The sequence below is a fragment of the Syntrophaceae bacterium genome (genome assembly GCA_013177795.1).
Lineage (GTDB): Bacteria > Desulfobacterota > Syntrophia > Syntrophales > UBA2192 > UBA2192.
Window position 1 is genome coordinate 769,232 of record JABLXY010000002.1, and the last position, 21,153, is coordinate 790,384.

A 21,153-nucleotide genomic window follows, 5' to 3' on the forward strand; every position below is an offset into this window, starting at 1 on the left:
AGCGATGAACCGCACAATGCAGGGGAGCGGCCCGGGCCGCGGAGAAAGGCTGACCGGCGGTTTTGCGGGTCACCTTCGCGTGCGCAGGGCGGCCCCGGGAGAGATACCGGGCTTCGCCGTCCTGTTCGAGGACCCGGATCGCAGGCGCTGGGTGGCCGAAACCCTTGCGGCGGGGGGCAGCAGGGCCCTGGTCGTGGAGAGATTTGCCGGGACGCGCTGGGTTCCCGTGGGACGCACCGTGACGGACGCCGACGGGGAGACGGCCGTGTCGCTTGATCCGCGCGACAGGGGCCGGGGCCTCGCGCACGAGGTGCTGCAGGCCGGGGTCCGGGTCCTGCGCGAGGAGCCGTTCCTGCATCTCAGCGCCACCGTGGTCACGGGCGATGCCAGGGCCGCCCGGGTATTCGAGAAAGCCGGCTTCACCCCTGCGGGACCCTGCCGCTTTCGGGGCGGGCCCGCGACTCGCTGGATGCGCAACCTCCGGGGCGACTGCACGCCCTACAACGTCTGGATCTGAGTCGCGCGTTGCGTTGATGGGCGGCGGGACAAATGCCTAAAGAGATCACCCACTGGCTGATAGCATCGGCAGTGTCTTCCGGGCTCGAGGGAACGGCGTTCCGGGAGCCCCTCGACCGGTACGGGAACATCCTGAAGATCGGGGCCGTTGTCCACGACGCGCCGTATTACTATCTCGGCAGGGATCGGGACCGCCGGTTCGGGGATCTGCCGCGCAAGCTCCACGGCACCGTCGCCGACGCCTGCGGACTGATCGGTGCCCTGTTGAGCTACACCCTGGAAAGACCATCCGGTGAGCGTAGCCCTCTTCTGGCCTTTCTCGTCGGGCTCGTGACGCACCTGTTCGCCGATGCGCTCTTTCACCCCATGATCTTTTACCTCACGGGCCCCTACCATCATCTCTCTTCCCGGGAGGGTTCCATCGCCCGGCAGGACCACCGCCGGCTCGAGGCGCTCATCGACATCTCCCTGGCCGGCGGTTACGAACGGGTGAGGGACTTTTCCCTGGCCTCCTTCCTCGGCGCGGCGGAGGTGCCGCCCCGGGCGGTCTTCGCGCACGCCGGGACGGCGTGGCTGGAACCGGGGAGGGCGGAGGGTTTTGCCGGGGGCCTCGCCTCGGCCTTTCGGCTCTTTGCCTTCATGCAGGGCCTCTTTCGGAACCCCTTCCTGGGCCGCCTCTCGTTTTCGCTCTTTCCGGCCGCTCCCGCATCCGCCAGGGAAATCCTGGCCCTCGTGTATGCGCCCCGGCTGTCGCAGTTCGAACAGCGAATCCGGGGGGTCCTGCAATACCGGCACCCCTGCACGGGCCGCGAGGAGGCCCGCAGCATCGACGCCCTGTTCCGGGAGGCCGTGGAGCAGAGCATCGCATTCTGCCGGGGGCTGGAGCCCCTGCTGGACCCGGCGGCGAGAAGGACGGCGCGGCTGCTGCTGCCCGCCGTCGACCCCGGTCTGGGGTTCGATCCGGACGGTCCGATGTGCCGCTACGCCGAGCGGCCGTTTTTTGCCGAGCGGGAGTCACGGGAAGGCATTTGCCATTGACGGCAGCCGTGACTATGTTGTCAATAACAGCGCGGCGGAGGCGATGCGCCGCTGATTCCCTGTTCAACGTGCGCGACAAGAATCGATGACGCTCTTTCTGGCCAGCTTTTTCCTGGTCCTCGGTCTGATGCACGGCTATGTCTTTCTCCGGGGCCGGGCCGCCTTCCCCTTCGGGCCCGGCGCGGCGGTCTGCGTCGCACTGGTTATGCTGTGCATGGTTGCGGCCCCCTTCGCGGGCCGCATCTTCGAGAGGCAGGGTGCCGAGGAGACCGCCAGGGCCGTTGCCTGGGGCGGGTACCTCTGGCTGGGGTTCCTGTTCATCCTGGTCGTGGCGCTGTTGGCGGTCGATCTGTACCGCGGGCTGGTGTTTCTGGCGGGGCTTGCCTCGCGCCGGGATCTTACCGCCGTCATCCCGGGGGCGAAGGCCGCTTTCCTCGTCCCGCTCGCCCTGTCGGTCGCGGCGAGCGCCTGGGGGGTGCACGAGGCGCTCGATATCCGGACGGAGCGTGTCGTGATCGAGACGGACCGGCTGCCGGCGCACGTGGAGCGCCTTCGGATCTGCCAGATCTCCGATGTGCACCTCGGTCCGATCGTCCGCGGGGAGAGGCTTGCGCGCATGCTCGACGTCGTGAGGCAGGAGAATCCCGATCTGCTGGTCTCCACGGGCGACCTCGTCGACGGGCCGCCGGCCCGTCTCCCGGGGCTTCTCGAGCAACTCCGGGACATCCGGCCTGCCCTGGGCAAATACGCCGTGACGGGGAACCACGAGTTCTACGTCGGGCTCGAGCAGGCCCTTGCCTTCACCCGGGATGCCGGCTTCGACGTGATGAGGGGGGAAGCCCGTGATGTGGGCGGCATCCTCACCCTCGCCGGCGTCGACGATCCGGCGGGCCGCGGGTTTTCCCTGAGGGGCCGTGCCGACGGGGAGCGCGAGCTGCTCGCCGGCCTGTCCCGGGACCGTTTCGTCCTGCTGTTGAAGCATCGGCCCGTCGTCGAGGAGGAGTCCCTCGGGCTCTTCGACTTGCAGCTCTCCGGTCACACGCACCGGGGGCAGATCTTCCCCTTCAACCACATCGTCGATCTCTATTTCCCGCGGTCGAGCGGGCTGCACGACCTCGGCCACTCGCACCTCTACGTGAGCCGCGGTTCGGGAACCTGGGGCCCCCCGATCCGGCTTCTCGCCCCGCCGGAGGTGACCGTGATCGAGATCGTCAACAGCAGGCATGCCACGCACTGACGGAGGTGACCGGTTCATGTTCAGCGCGTCCGACATCGAATACATCCGTGCCAGGGGAATGACGGAAGAGAAGATCGTCTCGCAGATCGAACGGTTCCGGCGGGGGGCGACGGCATTGACCCTCGACCGGCCGGCCACGGTCGGTGACGGGATCGTGCGGGTCGCCGATGACGAGAAACCCCGCCTCGTCGCCCTGCACGACGAGGCGGCGGGGGCCGGGCGATGCCTCAAGTTCGTCCCCGCATCGGGAGCCGCCACGAGGATGTTCAGGGACTGGCACGCAGCCCTCAACGCGGGCGGGTTCGGGAGCCGCGCCGCGCGCGATGCCTTCATCGAGAGCCTGCCGAGCTATGCCTTTTACGAGGACCTGTGCGAGGCGCTGTCAAAAGCCGGCTGCGATCCGGCAAGGCCCACCGCCGAAGGCGGGGAGTGCGAGATCCTCGATTGCATCCTCGGCGAAAGAGGTCTCCATTACGCCTGCAAGCCCAAGGCATTGCTGAAATTCCACAGGTATGGAGACGGAGCGCGGACCGCCCTGGAGGAGCATCTCGTGGAGGCGGCCCTGTACGTGAGGGACCGCAGCGGTCTCTGCCGCCTGCACGTGACGGTCTCCTCGGAACACCTCGCCCCGGTCCGTGCGCTCGTCGAGCGCGTCCGCGGCGACTACGAGCGGCGCTTCGGCGTGCGCTACGAGATCGGGTTCTCCGTCCAGAGCGAATCGACGGACACCATCGCCGTCGATCTCGACAACCGGCCGTTCCGGGCCCGCGACGGCAGGCTCCTGTTCCGGCCCGGGGGGCACGGTGCGCTGCTCTACAACCTCCAGGCGATCGAGGGGGACATCGTGTTCGTCAAGAACATCGACAACGTCGTGCCCGACCGCCTCAAGGACACGACGGTGCTCTACAAGAAGATCCTCGGGGGCTTCCTCGTTGACCTGCAGGGGCAGCTGTTCAGCCGCCTCCGGGCGCTCGCTGACCCCTCCGCGGGCGAGGCCGTGCTGGACGAGGCCGCCCGGTTCGCCTCGGGGCGCCTCGCGTGCCTGCTGCCGCCCGATTTCGGGGGAAGGCCGGTGAAAGAACGCAGGGAGATCCTGATGCGGGCCCTCGACAGGCCCCTGCGCGTCTGCGGGATGGTGAAAAACGAGGGCGAACCGGGGGGAGGGCCCTTCTGGGTGAGGGAACCCGACGGCGGCTGCTCCCTGCAGATCGTCGAGGAGGTCCAGGTGGACAAGAGGCAGGCGGGGCAGGCCGAGATCTGGGCCTCGTCCACTCACTTCAACCCCGTCGACCTTGCCTGCGGGGTGCGCGATTACCGGGGCCGCCCGTTCGATCTCGAACGGTTCGTTGCCGCCGACCAGGTGTTCATCTCGGTGAAGTCGCACGAGGGCCGCGACATCAAGGCCCTCGAGCTGCCCGGCCTGTGGAACGGGTCCATGGCCCGCTGGCACACCGTTTTCGTCGAGGTCCCGATCGAGACCTTCAATCCCGTGAAGACCGTCGACGACCTGCTGCGCCCGGCGCACCGGCCGTGAATAAAGGTGACAGGTGGCAGGTATCAGGTTGCAGGGTGAAGAAATGAAGTTTCTTACCTGGCACGCGACATGTCAGGTCTTTCGCCCTCGATCAATCGGAGAAAACGGCTCAGATCATCCTGTGCTGTAATTCCCCCTTGTCCGCCGGGATGACCCGGAGAAAGCTCGTCTCGCCGCCGCGCCGGCATCTCACGATCACCTCGCCCGCGTCTTTCGGGGCATCGCCGTAGGCGGCGCAGATGGAGGCCGCCATGCGGCGGATCTCCTCCGGTCCGTCGCCGGGCAGGACGCAGAGCGGCCCCGGGAAATCCCGCATCTGGAAGACCGCGTCCCGGTCGTCGATCATGGACTCGATGGCCCGGTTGTCATGTTTGTTCCGCCCGACGATCACCTTGTGGCGCTCGTCGATCCGGATGTGACGCCCCGCGCTCAGGAGTTCGAGGTCCCTCGTCGAAAAATCGGCCCCGTGGGCGAAGAGATCCCTGAGCCGCCTCGAGAACATGGGGTCCGTCAGGAGACAGCCGCCTGCCGGGTTTGAATACGACGTGATGCCGTACCGCTCGGCCATCTCCATCTGCCGCTTGCGGCCGCGGCCCGAAATGTCGAGGAGCCGCTCCCGGTCCACCAGGCCCTCGCGTTCCGGCAGGGTCTCGGGGAGCAGGCGGGCCGACAGGGGGCGCAGGACCCGGTCGGCGTAGCCCGAGTTTTTCGCCACGACGTGTAGCATCTGGCGGCTCTGCGACATGGGGCGCTGGCCCAGCACCTCGCCCGTGAAGAGGAAATCGTACCCCATCTCCTCCATCTTCCGGCCGGCGATTCGCAGCATCAGGGTGTGACAGTCGATGCAGGGGTTCATGTTCTTCCCGTAACCGTATCGCGGCGACCGCACCACGGCCAGATGCTCGTCGGTGATGTCGAGCACCATGAGCGGCAGGCCGATCCCGTCGGCTGCCGCGCGCGCTTTCCCGGCGCCGAAAAACGGGGTGCGGAAGGTGATCCCCAGCACCTCGATCCCCTGTTCCTGGATCAGCTTGACCGCCACGATGCTGTCGAGGCCGCCCGAAAACAGGGCGATGGCCTTTACGGGTTTTTTCGTTTCCATTCCAGACAAGAGAAATCAAATCCTTCCGTGGTGACATGGGCGGCAGGCGGGATGCGAGGCTTCCGAAAGCCGGATCCGGCCGTCCCGCCGTCTTGCCTTATGATCCATGGGATCGTTCAGTACAGGGCGATCCTGCGTGCCCAGCGCTCGCCGATGTACGCGCAGATCCCTCGGTCCGCGTCGTCGGCAACGAGGTAGAGCGTGCCGCCCGCCGTGGTGACCCTGAAGGCGCTCAGCGTGAGCAGCCACCGGGGCGGCTCTCCCTCCCCCGGCGGCCGGAATTCCTCGATTTCCGCGGCATACGGGACCTCGAGTCCCCGGAGCACCTTCTCGACGACGGTCTTCCTCTCGTCGCTTCCCGCGACCTGGATGAGATCCATTCCCCCCTCGCAGAGCTTGACCTGAGCGGGTGTCGCCGTCTCCCCGAATTGGATGACGGCCGTGCGGGTGCCGATGCGCACGACGTAATCCGCGCGCAGCACAGGGGGGTCCCTCTGCTGCGCGGCTTCCGGGAGGGGGATCGGCTGGTCTGTCTTGTACGTGTACCCCAGGGCCTCGAGCAGCGAACCGACGAACGCCCGGTTGCCCCCGCCCTGCAGGACGGTGGGCCCGGCGGGGGCCGGGGCCGCCTGCCGCTCGCGCAGGGAGCCGCTCCCCCCGTCGATCTCGAGCAGGGAGATTCCCTTGCCCTCGGCATACCGTGCGACGGGCTCCGGGATCGTCGGGGTCTGAGCCGACGCCCGGAAGATGACGGCAAGGACCTGTTCCCCGCCGTCGGCCGGCCGGCGCACGAGGACCCGGTCCGGGCGAAGCCCGATGCCTGCCGTCGTCCCCAGCATCAGGGGCTCTGCGGGACGGCGGAATGCGTACTGCGCGGATGCGCCGAAGATGCCTTCCAGCACGGAGAAGAGCCCGTCGGTCCCCGGTTCGTGCAGCACCGTGAAGTTTCCCCATCGGGCGCGCAGGAGTGCGGCCGCCTCGTCGGGGATCCGGCGGCCGAAATCCAGGAAGATCCGGCTCCCGTCGCCGAGCTCCGCCATGGGGATGTCCGCGCAGTCGACGACCAGGTGCTCCGTCTCGGTCAGCGGGACGAAGTATTTGCCGCTGCGCAGGAGGTCTCCGCCGGTGCGACGCACGACCGCCGCGATGACGGCCAGCTCGCGGTCGGTCGGCTGGAAGGCCGCCGCAGCGGTCTGCACGGCCGCTCCCTCGGCCTGCGGCGCCGCCGGCTGCACGGCGGGCACGTCCGGCGCCCGGTCCTTGCGGGGCAGCAGCAGGGCCTGCCCGGGGTAGATCCGGTCCGGGTCGGAGAGCCCGGGGTTGAGCTGCATGACCAGCCTGATCCACGCCGCCATCTCGCCTGCCGCGATCCCGAGCCGGTCATGAAGAATCTGCGAGAGGGTATCCCCCTTGTTGACGACATGGGTGGGCCCGCCCGGCGCATCGCCGAGGCGGGGCAGGGCGATCCTCTGGCCGGGATAGATCCGGTCGGGGTTGCGGATCTGGGGGTTGAGCTTCATGACCTGCCTGCGGACCGAGGCGGACCCCGCGGCCTGCCTGCCGAGCTTCCGCCGGATGATCCTCGAGAGGCTGTCGCCCTTCTGCACGACGTAGACGGACGGGCCGTCCTTGGCCGCCGCCTTTTTCCGCAGGACGAGGTGGGCCGTGTCCTCCTGGGAAAGCACAGTGGAGGGGATCGAAAGGAGGCCGAATGCCGCCAGGGCGGTGGAGACGAGAGTCAGGCGCAACATCCGCGGGCTCATGCACGAAACCTCCGACGGCAACGGCGTCGGGCGGTATCTTACCCGCCGCCCCCCGGAATGTCAAACGCCGGCGGCACGGGGTAGCGTATCATATCTTGTGTCAGAGACAGGAAAGGGGTACCCCCAAGATTGCGACATCCCATAAGGAGGTACCCCATGAGGACAGTTGGTTTGCCGATCAAGAGTTTGTCACAAGCGCACCGGATAATCAAGGAGATGAACCTGTCGCCGGAGTGGGATGCGGATTACCGCTCTGCGGCCCGTCAGGCCCTGGTCGGGATCTTGGAAGACCAGTGAACGACCGGCTGGACCGCTATCTCGACGAGGTGGGCCGCTCGCTGGCGGACCGGCGCAACGGCAGCTACTGCCGTCACCTGCTCACCGAGCTGGGGGATATCGAGCTGCGGGTGCCCCGGAGCCGCAAGACCAGCATGATCGGGGTGGTCCGGGCCTACGCCCGCCGCATCGGCTGCGTGGAGCGGATGATCCTGGCGTGCTTTGTCCTCGGGATCTCCACCCGCAAGATCGCCCACGCCCTGATGCCGGTTCTGGGCGAGCCCGTCAGCGCCACGACGGTGAGCCGGGTGGCCCGGAGGCTCGATGCGGCCGTGAGCGCCTTCCACAGACGGCCGCTGCGCCGAGCCTACCGGTTCCTGCTGTTCGACGGGGTGGTGCTCAAGCGCAGAACCGGAGCCGGGGCCTCCACGCGCGTCGTCCTGGTGGTCCTGGGGGTGACGGCCCAGGGCCGCAAGGAGATCATCGACTTCCGGATCGCCCACGCCGAGTCACAGAGCGCCTGGGAGGTCTTCCTCACGGATCTGTATCGACGGGGACTCACGGGCGAGGGGCTCGAGATGATCATCACCGACGGGGGCCGGGGCCTGCTGGCCGCCCTGCCCTTTGTCTATCCGCAGGTGCCCCTGCAGCGCTGCTGGGTGCATAAAACCCGCAACGTCCTCAACTACGCCCGCAAGAGCGACCAGGCCGCCATGAAGAAGGACCTGCACGCCATCAGCCATGCCGCCTCTCTGCGCGAGGCCCAAGCCGTCCTGCAGCGCTTCTGCCGCATCTGGCGCCCGCTCTATCCCAAGGCCGTCAAGAGCCTCATGAGCCACGAGGAAGAACTCCTGGCGTTCTTCCGGCTGCCCCATCCCAAGCTCTGGCCCACGATCCGGACCACCAACCTCATCGAACGCAGATTCCGCGAGGTCCGCAGGAGAACCCGCCCCATGGGCGTCTTCTCCGATCGAACCAGCATGGAGAGAATCCTCTATGCCATCTTTACCCATGAGAACCTGAAAGAAAAAACCATGACCCCTTTCCTCGTCATGACACATAACACTTGACGTTACCCGGCACGGCGAAAAAGAGCCGTGGCTCTTTCGGGCCACGGCTCTCGCGGGTTGCAGGGACGCTGAGGATTACAGACCGCTCTTGAAGTTGTCCCTCATGAGCTCGCGGGCGATGATCATGCGCCGGATTTCGGAGGTGCCGGCGCCGATTTCCCACAGCTTCTGATCCAGGAAGTGGCGGGTCACGCCGTACTCGGTGCAGTAGCCGTAGCCGCCGTGGATCTGGATCGCGTCGAGACCGATCTTGGTGCCCATCTCGCCGCAGAACAGCAGGGAGGCCGCGGCCATGCGGTCGAGGTCCGTTCCCTTGCCGCCGGACTTGTTCTCGAGCGAGTCGCAGTAGGCGGCGGCGCTGTACGCCATCCAGCGGGAGGCCTTGTAGCCGCAGTACATGTTCGCGAGCTTCTCCTGGATGGACTGGAAGGAGGCGATGGGCTTGCCGAACTGGACGCGCTCCTGGGCGTACTTCAGGGAGAGCTCGAGGCAGCTGCGCATCGACCCGAGGGCGCAGCCCGACAGGGTGATGCGCTCGGTGCAGAGGCCGGAGGTCAGGACGGCCACGCCCTTGTTGAGGCCGCCGATGAGGTTCTCTTCCGGGAGCTCCATGTCCTCGAAGGTCACGAGACCCGTGGGCGACGTCCTCATGCCCCACTTCTTGATCTTCTCGCAGGACCAGCCCTTGGTCTTCTTGGGGAAGCAGAAGAAGGTGGAGATGCCGTGGGGGCCCTTGTCGGGGTCCGTCTTGGCGTAGAACACCATGAAGTCGGCGACGGGGCCGTTGGTGATGAAGATCTTGCTGCCGTTGATGACCCACTTGTCGCCCTTCTTGATGGCGCGGGTCTTCATGCTCATGGCGTCGGAGCCGGCGTTGGGCTCGGTGATGCCGAGGCAGCCGATGTACTCGCCCGTGCAGGACTTGGGCAGGATTTCCATCTTCTGCTTTTCCGTCGCATTGCGGCGGAAGTTGTCGAAGCACAGCGTCTGGCTGGCGCCGACCGTCATCGAGAGGGCGTTGCTGACGCGGGCGATGGTCTCATAGGCCAGCAGGGTCTCCACATACCCCATGCCGGCTCCGCCGTACTTCTCCTCGAACACGATGCCGTTGATGCCGAGATTGCCGGTCTCCCTGAAGAGGCCCTCGGGCATCACGTCCGCCTCGTACGCGTGCTCCATCTGGGGCTCGAGCCAGCTCACAGCCCACTTGTACACGCTGTCCTCGAGCATCTTTTGTTCTTCGGTGAAATTGAAATTCAACGCCATAACCAACTACCTCCCTTTCTTAAAATTTGGCCCCTGAGCGCGAATTACGGATCTTTCCTGTGCCGGCGCAATAGCGTGAGCCTCATGGTGCAACTCGCCCGGGGTGATCCTCTCTCTCTGTCTGTTCTCAGGCGTGGCGAAAGAACGGTGGGGCAGGGATGCGCGAGCGCCCTGCAACCGGCTATCGGGCATCCCGATAAAACGCGTGACATATACCGAATTGCGGACCGTCTGTCAAGGTAAAAACACCTCCCGGCGGGGACAACCGCGTCACTTCGGCGGGTGCGGCGTTTGCCGCGGGGAAGCGGGCAGGTCCGGGTACATCCGATGAGAGAGAACGGCCCCTGCGTTGCGCCAACCGGACCGGGTGTGCGATATGCGAACATATAGTTCTAATATCGCACGGAGAGTAAATGCCTTCCCTAGGGCAATTGCATGGGAACGAACATATCTAGTGCGAATATCGCACGATTCATCCCCTCTCCGCTTCGTTGCTGCTGCGCCGGATTCCGGACCGTCGCGGCCGAACATCGGCTAACACAACGATATCATTGAAGCCTTCATCAATGACTCCTTCACGGGGTATGCATCGTCACCGTTTCTTCTATTGGCATCGTTATTGCTAACTTGTCAGCACAGCGCATCAGGAAATACCCAAGACCCTGACAGACCCCCAAGTTTCCTGGCGCTTGCTTTGAAAGAGGCTGATCGGTGGATGGTTTTGGTCCCTCCTTTCCATCCACCGATGCCCTTTCAAAAGGACCTGCCCCGAATCCCATCCTCAGACGAAATTTTCGACAACGGGTCCCGGCGCCGGCTCTGCAGCACGTCTTTTCGTGATGCGTGGCGGCATGTCGCGACCTGTCGTTGCAGGCCGCCGGCGTGACAGTAAAAAGCCGGCCCCGCAAGGAGCCGGCTTTTCTGATGGGTTCGGCCAAGCTTGAAGCGCTTTTCTTACATCACCCCGAAACCGAGGAGCAGGGCAAACACCGTGAGGATGGCGCCCCACCACAGGAGGATCATCGTCGTGTAGCCCATGATGTCCTTGGCCGAGAGTCCCGCCAGACCCAGCAGCGGCAGGGCCCAGAAGGGTTGGATCATGTTCGTCCACTGGTCGCCCCAGGCCACCATCATGGCGGACTTCACCATGTCGATGTTCATCATCTTGGCCGCCTCGACGGTGATCGGCCCCTGGACGGCCCACTGACCGCCGCCGGAGGGGACGAACATGTTGATCACGCCGGCGGACCAGAACTGGAACATGTAGAAGGTCTCCTTCGTGGAGATGGCCACGAACCACCCGGCGATGACCTTGGCCAGCCCCGTGCCGATCATCACCCCCATGATCCCGCCGTAGAGGGGGAACTGCAGGGCGATGCCGCCGGCGGACCTGATGGCAATGTTCATGGCCCGGACGTAGTTGATGGGCTTGCGGTGCAGGATCACCCCGAGGATGAAGAAGAGGAAGATGACGATGTTGAGGTTGAGGTCGAAGCCCTTCTTGATGAAGTGGTTGACCAGGTAAACGACGCCGAGGGCCGCGAAGACGAAGTTGATGATGTAGCTGTGGTCGATCCGCTCGGCCAGTGTCGGGTTTGCGGGCCTCTCGACCTCGACGGTCTCGCCCAGCAGCTCCTTCGCCCGTTCCGCCGTCAGGCCGACGGAATCCTCTTCTTTCGGATGCATGAAATAGAAGAGGAACGGGATGGTGAACAGCATGATCAGGACGGGGATTATGTTCCACGGGGCCAGGATCGTATCGGAGATCGGCACGACCTGGCCGGTGATCTTCTCGATCAGGTTCAGGTTGGACTTGGGCGTCGCAAGCAGCAGGGGGACCGACCCCGAGAAGCCCATGTGCCAGATGCCCAGTGAGCTGTAGGCCGCGGCGATGAGGAGAGGGAAGTCCGACTTTCTCTGCCTGTTGGCGATCTCGAGGGCCAGGAAGCCGCCCACGATGAGGCCGAAGCCCCAGTTGATCCATCCCGCCAGGCTGGCCACGAAGGCCGTGATCATGGCGCCCTTGACAGGGGTCGTCGCCAGGGCGGCGATCCCGTTGAGGACCCGGCTGACAGGCGGCGTGAGCGCCAGGCAGTACCCCGTCACGAGGATCAGGATCATCTGCATGGCGAAGGCGATGATGCCGTAGATGCCGTCACCCCACGTCGTGATGACCTTCATGATGTCCGACGGGGTGAAGACGAGGGCCAGGACGGCCGTCAGAAGGGTCAGCAGGATGGCGAACAGGTACGCGTCGGGGAGATAGTGCCGCATGAGATAGGTGAAAAAACCAGCCAATCTCCTAATCATGATGAAACCTCCTTTCCACAACTCCTGTTTGGCCCCGCAGCCGTGCGGGGCCCTTCGCTTGTGGGTCGAATAAGACGGACAATAACGGAATCTATACGTCGGGAGGCGCTGCCGGTGAGGATGCAACCCCTCCTTGTACACCTCAGGCAGAACGACGAGGATGTCCGGGAATCCCCGGACCCGCTGTGATTTGAACCCCCAGGGTGCCTCAACGCACCCAGCGGTTCTATATCCAATTTAAAGGGTTTTTTCCAGCATTTTTGTTGTCCCCGGGTGGGGGGACGTGCCGTTACGACGGGGCGGGGTTCAGAGCCTGTATCGGAGCTCGTTGCGCACGGGGGTGCCCTGGGCGGACACGGTGACGATCTCGCCGACGGCCTCCAGGTCGGCCATCCGGCGCACGGTGCCCTGGAGGATGATGGCCTTGCCGTCGAAGAAAACCTTGAGCGTCGGGATCCGGATTCGGGGGCTCGTGGCGATGTGGGCCTTGATCCGGGCCGCGAGCATCCGGCCCCGCAGCTGCTCCCACGCTTCCAGGGTGAGCTTCCCCGCCTTCTCCTGAAGGGCCCCGCAGAGGACATCGGTGATTTCCTGGAAGGACTGCACGGCGGTGTTGAAGACCATGTCGAAGGCGGTGACGTCGTACCAGTCGCGGTGGAAGTTGGCCCGGACGAACGCCGCGCGGTCGCTGTCCATCTTCTCGATGAGCCGGGCCGCCGTCTTGCGGTCCACCCCGTCCTTGCGCATCACCCGCTCGATGCGCTGTTCGACGGGCGCCGTCAGGCGCACCCGAAGCACGTGGGGGAGACCCTCGAGAAGGAAGTTGGCGCCCCGCCCGACGAGCACGACACGGTCTTCCATGGCGCGCTCGTAGATATAGCAGTCCACGAGAGCCATGAGGCCCTGGTACTCCCAGTCGAAGCGCTCCCAGATCGTGGGGCGGTCCTCGTCGACCTCGCGGAGCAGGGAGATCCAGTGCTCCCCCCGCGACCGCAGGTCGGCCAGGATTCGTTCCTTCCCTACGTAGTCGTAACCCATCCGCTCCGCGACGGCGGTCCCGATCTCCTGCCCTCCGCTCCGGTATTCACGGGATATGGTGAGAATGGCCATGGCTTCATCCCCAGGCGGTCTTCCTGCGACTCGTGGGGTACGGGCCCGCCGCGGGGGCGGGCGGTCATGTTTTCCCGGCGATTTTCCAGCGGACCCACAGCTTGCCGGCTGCGATCACGCCGACGGCGAAAAAGGCCTCCAACGCATACTGCGCCCACACCGGGGCCGGAAAGCGCTCGACGATGACGGGGTCGGTGATGATCATCTCGGCCCCGACCTTGCCGAGCACGGCCGCCCCGATGTAGATGATCCACGGGTACTTGTCCATCAGCATCGACAGCAGGCTGCTCGTGAAGACGACGAAGGGGATGCTCAGGCCGAGGCCGAAGAGGAGCAGAAACAGGTTCCCCTTCGACGCCCCGGCCACGGCCAGCACGTTGTCCAAGGACATGGTGATGTCGGCGACCACGATGACCCAGAGCGCCTGCCAGATCGTCTTCGACTCCCGGTGAACCTCCTCGCCCGGGTTGCCCTCGATGAAGAGCTTCACGCCGATCCAGAGGATGATAAGGCCCCCGGCGAATTTCAGGTACGGGGTCTGCAGGAGCTGGGCCGCGAAGAAGGTAAGCGCGACCCGCAGGAGAACCGCGGCCCCGGAGCCGAGCAGGATTCCTGCCTGCCGCTGTTTGCGGGGCAGGGACCGCACCGCCATGGCGATGATGACGGCGTTGTCTCCGGCCAGGATGAGGTCGATGAGGATGATGCTCAGAAGGGCGGCGAAGAATTCCCAGCTGAAGCTGATGTGTCCCAGGATATCCGGCGTCACTGCGGGGTCTCTCCTGTTTTTCTCTCTCCCCCTTCGGGGCGCGATCCGGGGCCTTGCGCTAAGTCGCGAAAGTCGCACAAACCCCTCTGTTTGTCAATCAAAATGATCTTCTGCCAGGGCGATCCGAAGCTCCCGCTGCGGGGCCGTTGTGCCCTTTCCGGAAGGGCCGCCCGATGGCCCCGCAACCCCAGATTCCCGCTTGCAAGATGGGGGGTTGTTGTTATAATACTCAATCTTTGCGCCCGGCCGCCCATCGCACGCGGCCTCCGGGCAAGCGGGAGACGCCATGTCCAGAGACGCCGAGTTCCTGAGAGAACTGCAGCGCAAGTTCGAGCAGAAGCTCCGTGAGCGCGAGATCGAGGTGATCGAGTACTGGAAGGAGCGCCTGGACCGGATCTATGCCATGAAACCCGAGGGGATCGCCCCGCTGCAGCTCGAGATCCGGAGACTCTCGGACAACATGGCGAACCGCGTCAAGACGCTGAAGAAGGGATGAGATGAAGGAGATCGCGAATTTCCTCTTCGAGGTGGGCATGCTCAACAAAACCCCGCGCACGGGGTTTCAGTTTCTCGGCTCCGGCAAGGAGTCCGTCGCGGAGCACATCCTGCGGACCCTGTTCGTCGGCTATTCGCTCTGCAAGCTCGACCCGTCCGTCGACGAACTGAAGGTGCTCCGGATGTGCCTCGTCCACGATCTGCCCGAGGCCCGGACGGGCGACATGAACTACATGTACAAGAAATACGTCACCGTCGACGAGGAGAAGGCCGTGCGGGAACTCACGGAGAACCTGCCCTTCGGCGACGAGATCAAGGCCGTCCTGAGGGAGTTCAACGAGAAGAAGACCCGGGAGTCCCTGCTGGCGCACGACGCGGACCAGCTCGGCCTGATCCTGCTGCTCAAGGAGTACGGCGACCTCGGCAACAAGTACAGCCGGGAGTGGCTGGACTATGCCGTCCGCCGGCTCTGCACCGACGAGGGCCGCAGGCTCGCGGACAGCATTCTCCGGACGGACTGGACGCAGTGGTGGTTCAGGGACAAGAGCGACTGGTGGGTCAACGGAAACCGGAAATAGGACAGGGGGACAGGTGATGAACAGGACCCGTTTGTGGATCTCGGCAGTGACGGCCCTCGCCGTGTCGCTCGCCGGCTGCGCCTCCGACGCGGAGCTCAAGGAAAAGGCGAAGGGACACCTCCGGATCGGGACGGCGCACATCCAGGCGGGCCAGTACGCCCCGGCCCTCAAGGAGCTGATGGAGGCCGAGAAGCTCACGCCGAACGACCCCGCCGTGCACTACAACATGGGGATCGCCTACGAGCGGCGGGGCTTTGTCGATGACGCCGTCAAGGCGCTCCAGAAGGCGATCGCCCTGAAGCCCGATTACTCGGAGGCGCACAACTATCTCGGGACGATCCAGCTGTCCCGGGGCCTTTACGACGAGGCCATCGGGTCCTTCAGCCGCGCCTTGGCCAACCCGCTCTACGAGACGCCCGCGGTGCCGCTGTACAACATGGGGCGGGCCTACAGGGCCAAGGGAGACCCCCGGGCCGCGCATGCCAGCTTCAGCGAGGCGATCCAGAAGGAGCCGAACACCTCCCTGCGGTTTGCGCTGGAGCTCAACCTGGGAACCCTTGCGTATGAAAAAGGCTCCTACCTGGAGGCGGAGAGGCACCTGCAGCGATCCATCGAGAGAGCGCCCAATCTCGCCGAGGCGCACTACTGGCTCGGCATGACCCAGATGCAGCTCCGCAAGCGCAAGGAGGCCGCCGAGTCCTTCCGGAAGGTCATCCAGCTTGCCCCCGACTCGGAGTGGGGGACGAAATCCAGGGAGAACCTGGGCAGGCTGTAGAACGGCACGGCCGGGCCGGCGGAATCGAGTGATCATGGCAAGCAAGAGACAGCGACGGACCGAAGAATTCAAGACGCGGAAAAAGAAGAAGACCGTCAGGCTCTTTTTCATTGTCGCCGTCGTCCTCATCGGCGGCGGCTTTCTGGCCTTCCTGTTCTGGGCCCTCTCGGACACCCTCTTCCCGCCCGACGCCCAGGAGGCGGCGGCCAGGCGGGAACGGAAGGAAGCGGTGCTCCTCTTCTCCGATGCCAACGAGCGGTTCCTCGTCCAGGAGAGGCGCCTGATCCCGAAGGGAAAGGACACGGCCGCCCAGGCCGAGGAGATCATTCGTGCCCTCGTGGAGGGGCCCAAGATGGGGAGCATCCGGACGATCCCGGCGGGCGTCCGGCTGCTGGCCGTGCGCGTCGCCGACGGGACGGCCGTCCTGAACTTCGACAGCCCCTTCATCGAGCAGCACCCCGGCGGGACGGCGAGCGAGGCGGCCACCGTCTACTCGCTGGCCAACACCCTGGCCCTGAACCTTCCGGAGGTCAAGCGGATCCGCATCCAGGTGAACGGCAAGGACGTCACGACGATCAAGGGGCACATCGACCTTCGCGAACCCATCACCCCGAGCCAGGATCTTGTGAAGCAGCCCCGGGCCGGGGGCTGATCCGCTCCCCGGTCGGGTCCCGCGGCACAGGACGGCCTGCGCCCGGCAGGCGTTGACGAACCCATGGCAAGAGTCAAGCTCTCGAGAATCCGCAACATCGGCGTCGTCGCCCACATCGACGCGGGGAAGACGACCGTCACGGAGCGGATTCTCTTCTACACGGGCAAATCTTACAAGATGGGCGAGGTGCACGACGGGGAAGCCGTCATGGACTGGATGCCGCAGGAGCAGGAGCGGGGGATCACGATCACCTCCGCCGTGACGACCTGTGACTGGAGGAACCACGAGATCCACATCATCGACACGCCGGGGCACGTCGACTTCACGATCGAGGTGGAGCGCAGCCTCCGGGTCCTCGACGGCGCCGTCGTCGTCTTCTCCGCCGTGGAGGGGGTCGAGCCCCAGTCCGAGACCGTCTGGCACCAGGCCGACAAGTACGGCGTCCCGAAGATCGCCTTCATCAACAAGATGGACCGCATCGGGGCGGACTTCTTCAACGCCGTGGCGATGATGAAGGAGCGGTTTCTCTCGGTGCCGCTGCCCGTCCAGGTCCCGTATGGGGAGGCCGAGCATTTCCGCGGGATCGTCGATCTCATCCGCATGCGGCTCATCACGTGGCAGGAAGACACCCTGGGGGCGGCCTTCGACGTCTCGGAGATCCCCGCGGACTTCCGGGCCGAGGCCGAGACCCGGCGGGAAGAGCTGCTCGAGACGCTCGCCGAGGCCGACGACGAGGTCGCCGAGAAGTATCTGGGCGAGGTGCCCCTCACGGAGGCCGAGCTCGTCCGCGCGATCCGCAGGGCCACCGTGTCCCTGAAGATCGTCCCCGTCCTGTGCGGGGCTGCGCTGCGCAACAAGGGGATCCAGCCCGTCCTGGATGCCGTCGTCGACTACCTGCCGTCCCCGGAGGACATCCCCCCCGTCAGGGGCGTCAACCCCGTGACGAAGGCCGAGGAGACGCGCACGGCAAGCGACAAGGAGCCCTTCACGGCGCTCGCCTTCAAGGTGTCCATGATGGAGGGGCGGAAGATCACCTTCGTGCGCATCTACTCGGGGCTTCTCAAGGCGGGCGACGAGGTCTTCAACGCCACGAAGGGCAGGAAGGAAAAGGTGGCCCGGCTGCTGAAGATGCACGCCAACAAGCGCGAGCGCATCGACGTGGCCGGGGCCGGCGACATCATCGCCGTGGCGGGCCTCAAGGAGGCCCAGACGGGCGACACCCTCTGCAGCGAGTCGAAGCCCCTGATTCTGGAGTCCATCGAGTTCTACGATCCCGTCATCAGCCAGGCCATCGAGGCCAAGACCCCGGCAGACCAGGAGAAGCTGCCGGAGGTGCTCGCGAAGATCAGCGAGGAAGACCCGACCCTCAAGGTCAAGTACGACGAGGAGACTGCGCAGACGATCATCTCGGGGATGGGTGAGCTGCACCTCGAGATCGTCGTGGACCGCCTGCAGCGGGAGTACAACGTCCACGTCAACACCGGCAAGCCGCGGGTGGTGTACCGCGAGACGATCCAGAAGGCCGTCGAGGTCGAAGGCCGCTTCGATCGGGAACTCGGCGAGAAGAGGCACTTCGGCCATGTGAAGCTCGTCCTCGAGCCGCTCCCGAGGGGCTCGGGGACCGAGATCCGCAACGAGCTGCCTGCCGAGACCATCCCGCCGGAATACCATCCCGTCATCGAGGAGTCCCTCGGGGAGGCGGCGATGAGCGGACCCGTGGCGGGCTACCCCGTGCTGGATGTCCGGGCCCGCATCACGGGAGGGTCCTACAGGGAAGGCGAGGCGTCCGCGGTGGGCTACCGGATAGCCGCCGCGACGGCCTTCCGGGACGGCTGTGCCAAGGCCGATCCCGTTCTCCTGGAGCCGATCATGCGGGTGGACGTCCTGACGCCGAGGGATTTCATGGGCGAGGTCATCGGCGATCTCAACGCGCGAAAGGGCGAGGTCGAATCCGTGAACCCCAAGGGGCCCGTCACGGAGATCCGGGCGAATGTCCCCCTCCGGTCGCTCTTCGGGTACTCGACGGATCTGCGCTCGGCCACCCAGGGCAGGGCGGTCTTCACCATGCAGTTCCTGCGCTACGACAAGGCCTGATCGCGTTTTACGGTTTCCGCCCCTTCAAGAAACGCATGCTTTTTTCGAGAAACGTAAAACGTAAAACCTAAAACCTAAAACCTAAAACGAATCCCCTCTCGCGCCACCCGCCGCACGATTGCCCCCCCCCATGTGCACGTTTCGCACAGAATGTGTTGAAAAAGCCGGAACATCCTGTTATAAACCGCGATGCGCCCTTTCCCCGTGTGGCGGACCGCACGGGGTGAGCCAAGAGCCGACGAGGGAGTTTTCGGGTTTCTGAGCCCCGAGGAGGACGGTTCATGTCACGCATCATCGAACAGGGCGGGACGATTCCCGCGCCCCCCGTTCGGACATCGTCCGCGTTCAGCATCGACAAGGACAAGCTGATCAAGGGGATCTATCGGATCAGCACCTTCCTGACAGCCCCCTCCAGCGTCGAGGACATCCTGGGAAAGATCCTCGACGAGGTCGTCGACTCCATGGGGTTTGACCGCGGGATCATCCTGCTGCTCGACGAAGCCAAGGAAAACCTCTACACGCGGGTGGTGAAGAACTACAGCGAGGAGGAGGCCCGGAGGGCCTTCTCGGTGCACCTGAACCTGAAGAAGCACGACAGCTTCGAGACCCGCGTGGCCAAGACGGGGCATTACATCGCCCTCGAGGATTCCGAGACGGACCCCCGCACGACGGAGACGGACCGGAAGATCTCCGCATTCTACAAGCGCGGCTCCACGTTCTACGCCCCCCTGAAGATCGAGGAGGACGTCATCGGCATCATCGCCGTCTGGACCAAGGAAAAATCCCGTTTTTCACCCGACGAGATCGAGATCCTGCTCACCTTCGCCAACCAGGTCAGCATCATCATCCACATCACGCGCCTCTTCGAGATCAACCGGGAGAAGATCGATCAGCTGCTCATCCTGCAGGAGGCCGTCTCGGGCCTGAACTCCACCTACTCGATCGAGCGCATCCACGAGATCCTGATACGCGCCGCCCTGCGGATCGGCAAGGCCGAGAAGGCCCTGATCTATTTCCTCGACATCGAGAAGAACCGCGTCTTCATCAATGACGGCGAGCGGGGCTTTATCGACGACAGCAACGAGTACGGCGACCGGGTCGGCAGGACGATCATCCGCAGGGCGATGGACAGCGGCGCAATCACCGTCCGGCAGCCGGGCAGGGAAGAGGACGGCATCGAGCCGCTCTACGAGGGCTACCCCTGCGAGGTGGCCATCCCGCTCAAGGTGAAGGACCGGTTCAAGGGGGTCCTGCTGCTGGGGATGAAGACGGGCGTGTACACCCGGGACCAGGTCAACGTCCTCGACATCCTCGTCAAGAACGCCGCCACGTCCTACGACAGCGCCATCATGCACTCCATGCTCTCCATCGAGGCCAAGTCGCTCAAGACCGAGGTGGAGAAGCTCAAGGAGCGGGAGGACTTCCTGCTGGGGTTCCACAACATCCTCGGAAAGTCGAAGAAGATGGTCGGGATCTTCCACGTGATCGAGGAAGTGGCCAAGCACGACACCAACATCCTCATCCAGGGGGAGAGCGGCACCGGCAAGGAGCTCGTGTCGCGCGCCATCCACCGCCAGAGCCAGCGGCACGAAAAGCGCTTCGTCGACGTGAACTGCGCGGCCATCCCCGGGACCCTCCTGGAGAGCGAGCTGTTCGGCTACGAAGCCGGGGCGTTCACCGATGCGCGGAAGCGCAAGATCGGCCTGCTGGAATACGCCAACGGGGGGACGCTGTTTCTCGACGAGATCGGGGACATGAGCCTGCCCCTGCAGGCGAAATTCCTGCGGATGCTCGAGGACGGCTACATCCGCCGCCTCGGCGGCAACGAGACCATCCCCATCGACGTGCGGTTCATCTTTGCGACGAACCGGGATCTCTCGAAGATGGTCGCGGAGGGCTCTTTCCGGGAGGACCTGTTCTACCGCATCAGCGTGGTGCCGATCATCCTGCCGCCGCTGAGGGAGCGGGGCGATGATCTGCTGTTGCTGGCCCGCAACTACCTGGAGGAATTCAACCGCAAGTTCAACAAGAAGGTCAAGGGGTTCACCAAGGAGGCCGAGGAGATCCTCCGGCGGTATTCCTGGCCGGGGAACGTCCGCGAACTCAAGAACATCATCGAGCGGATCATGATCCTGCGCGACGTGGGGCGCTACATCACGCCGGAGAACATCCCCGCCGAGATCAAGGCGGCGGCGGCCCAGGACCCCGTCGTCCAGGTCGATGAGCTTCTCCCGCTGACGTCGTCGTCGGACCGGATTGACTACAAGCAGGCCGTCGACAGGCTCACCGGGAAGATCAAGGGGCGCATCCTCTCCCGGGCGCTGCAGCTGAGCGGGGGCAACAAGACCAAGGCTGCCCAGCTGCTGAACATCTCACGGTACGCGCTGATCCGGGAATTGAAGAAAGCGGGAAAGGATGCCGAAACGGGCATTTAGGAAGGATGTTCAATATTCGCACGGCATGTGCGAAATGAGAACGACTGTGCAAGCTCCCATTTTCAGGACTTGTTTCGGAATTGCCTGCGCGGGTGTGCGGATTAAGCACGCAAATCAGCGTCGTTGCCGCTGCCCT

Annotated in this window: 18 protein-coding genes; 12 read left to right on the forward strand and 6 right to left on the reverse strand. The window is 64.9% G+C overall.

The annotated features are described in order from the left end of the window. The first annotated feature begins 4 nt into the window (after positions 1–4). The 4 genes from HPY67_08625 to HPY67_08640 all read left to right on the forward strand — a co-directional run bounded on the left by HPY67_08625 (position 5) and on the right by HPY67_08640 (position 4,325). The gene (locus tag HPY67_08625; GenBank protein NPV04782.1) at positions 5–517 is read left to right on the forward strand and encodes a GNAT family N-acetyltransferase; all 513 of its coding nucleotides are present in this window, start codon (positions 5–7) and stop codon (positions 515–517) included. Positions 518–549: 32 nt separating this feature from the next. Further along, positions 550–1,554 (forward strand): zinc dependent phospholipase C family protein, encoded by a 1,005-nt coding sequence (locus HPY67_08630; protein NPV04783.1) that lies wholly within the window; start codon positions 550–552, stop codon positions 1,552–1,554. An 85-nt stretch (positions 1,555–1,639) separates the two neighbouring features. Further along, complete coding sequence (locus tag HPY67_08635) at positions 1,640–2,791, forward strand: metallophosphoesterase (GenBank protein NPV04784.1); 1,152 nt, start codon at positions 1,640–1,642, stop codon at positions 2,789–2,791. A 16-nt stretch (positions 2,792–2,807) separates the two neighbouring features. Further along, positions 2,808–4,325 carry a DUF4301 family protein gene (locus tag HPY67_08640; protein ID NPV04785.1) on the forward strand — a complete coding sequence of 506 codons (1,518 nt, stop codon included), beginning with the start codon at positions 2,808–2,810 and terminating at the stop codon, positions 4,323–4,325. 109 nt (positions 4,326–4,434) lie between these two features. Here the strand turns inward: HPY67_08640 and HPY67_08645 are convergent, their stop codons facing one another. Both HPY67_08645 and HPY67_08650 read right to left on the reverse strand, forming a co-directional pair. After that, on the reverse strand, positions 4,435–5,427 hold the full coding sequence (locus tag HPY67_08645; protein NPV04786.1) for a tRNA 4-thiouridine(8) synthase ThiI: 993 nt from the start codon (positions 5,425–5,427) through the stop codon (positions 4,435–4,437). Positions 5,428–5,543: 116 nt separating this feature from the next. After that, positions 5,544–7,190 carry a LysM peptidoglycan-binding domain-containing protein gene (locus HPY67_08650; protein ID NPV04787.1) on the reverse strand — a complete coding sequence of 549 codons (1,647 nt, stop codon included), beginning with the start codon at positions 7,188–7,190 and terminating at the stop codon, positions 5,544–5,546. Between the two features lie 156 nt (positions 7,191–7,346). Here HPY67_08650 and HPY67_08655 point away from each other — a divergent pair, with 156 nt between their 5' ends. After that, positions 7,347–7,487 carry a hypothetical protein gene (locus HPY67_08655; GenBank protein ID NPV04788.1) on the forward strand — a complete coding sequence of 47 codons (141 nt, stop codon included), beginning with the start codon at positions 7,347–7,349 and terminating at the stop codon, positions 7,485–7,487. After that, a complete protein-coding gene (locus HPY67_08660) occupies positions 7,484–8,536 on the forward strand; it encodes an IS256 family transposase (protein ID NPV04789.1) in 1,053 nt (350 codons plus the stop codon). Before HPY67_08655 ends, HPY67_08660 begins: the two co-directional genes overlap by 4 nt. Before the next feature lie 75 nt (positions 8,537–8,611). Here the strand turns inward: HPY67_08660 and HPY67_08665 are convergent, their stop codons facing one another. The 4 genes from HPY67_08665 to HPY67_08680 all read right to left on the reverse strand — a co-directional run bounded on the left by HPY67_08665 (position 8,612) and on the right by HPY67_08680 (position 13,988). After that, positions 8,612–9,796, reverse strand: a complete 1,185-nt coding sequence (locus HPY67_08665) for an isovaleryl-CoA dehydrogenase (GenBank protein ID NPV04790.1) — start codon at positions 9,794–9,796, stop codon at positions 8,612–8,614. Positions 9,797–10,756: 960 nt separating this feature from the next. Further along, complete coding sequence (locus HPY67_08670) at positions 10,757–12,112, reverse strand: short-chain fatty acid transporter (GenBank protein ID NPV04791.1); 1,356 nt, start codon at positions 12,110–12,112, stop codon at positions 10,757–10,759. Between the two features lie 306 nt (positions 12,113–12,418). After that, positions 12,419–13,222, reverse strand: coding sequence for a cytidylate kinase-like family protein (locus tag HPY67_08675; protein NPV04792.1), 804 nt, complete (start codon positions 13,220–13,222; stop codon positions 12,419–12,421). Between the two features lie 64 nt (positions 13,223–13,286). Further along, positions 13,287–13,988 (reverse strand): TerC family protein, encoded by a 702-nt coding sequence (locus tag HPY67_08680; GenBank protein ID NPV04793.1) that lies wholly within the window; start codon positions 13,986–13,988, stop codon positions 13,287–13,289. Positions 13,989–14,274: 286 nt separating this feature from the next. Between HPY67_08680 and HPY67_08685 the strand changes: the two genes are divergently transcribed. From HPY67_08685 to HPY67_08710, 6 genes are all read left to right on the forward strand, one after another. Further along, a complete protein-coding gene (locus tag HPY67_08685; protein ID NPV04794.1) occupies positions 14,275–14,484 on the forward strand; it encodes a hypothetical protein in 210 nt (69 codons plus the stop codon). 1 nt (position 14,485) lies between these two features. Beyond that, positions 14,486–15,061 carry an HD domain-containing protein gene (locus tag HPY67_08690; protein ID NPV04795.1) on the forward strand — a complete coding sequence of 192 codons (576 nt, stop codon included), beginning with the start codon at positions 14,486–14,488 and terminating at the stop codon, positions 15,059–15,061. A 16-nt stretch (positions 15,062–15,077) separates the two neighbouring features. Beyond that, the gene (locus tag HPY67_08695; GenBank protein ID NPV04796.1) at positions 15,078–15,836 is read left to right on the forward strand and encodes a tetratricopeptide repeat protein; all 759 of its coding nucleotides are present in this window, start codon (positions 15,078–15,080) and stop codon (positions 15,834–15,836) included. A 34-nt stretch (positions 15,837–15,870) separates the two neighbouring features. Then, positions 15,871–16,488: a GerMN domain-containing protein gene (locus HPY67_08700; protein ID NPV04797.1), complete on the forward strand. Its 618-nt coding sequence runs from the start codon at positions 15,871–15,873 to the stop codon at positions 16,486–16,488. Between the two features lie 63 nt (positions 16,489–16,551). Continuing rightward, positions 16,552–18,582: an elongation factor G gene (fusA, locus tag HPY67_08705; GenBank protein NPV04798.1), complete on the forward strand. Its 2,031-nt coding sequence runs from the start codon at positions 16,552–16,554 to the stop codon at positions 18,580–18,582. 281 nt (positions 18,583–18,863) lie between these two features. Then, the gene (locus HPY67_08710; protein ID NPV04799.1) at positions 18,864–21,017 is read left to right on the forward strand and encodes a sigma 54-interacting transcriptional regulator; all 2,154 of its coding nucleotides are present in this window, start codon (positions 18,864–18,866) and stop codon (positions 21,015–21,017) included. The last annotated feature ends 136 nt before the right edge of the window (positions 21,018–21,153 follow it).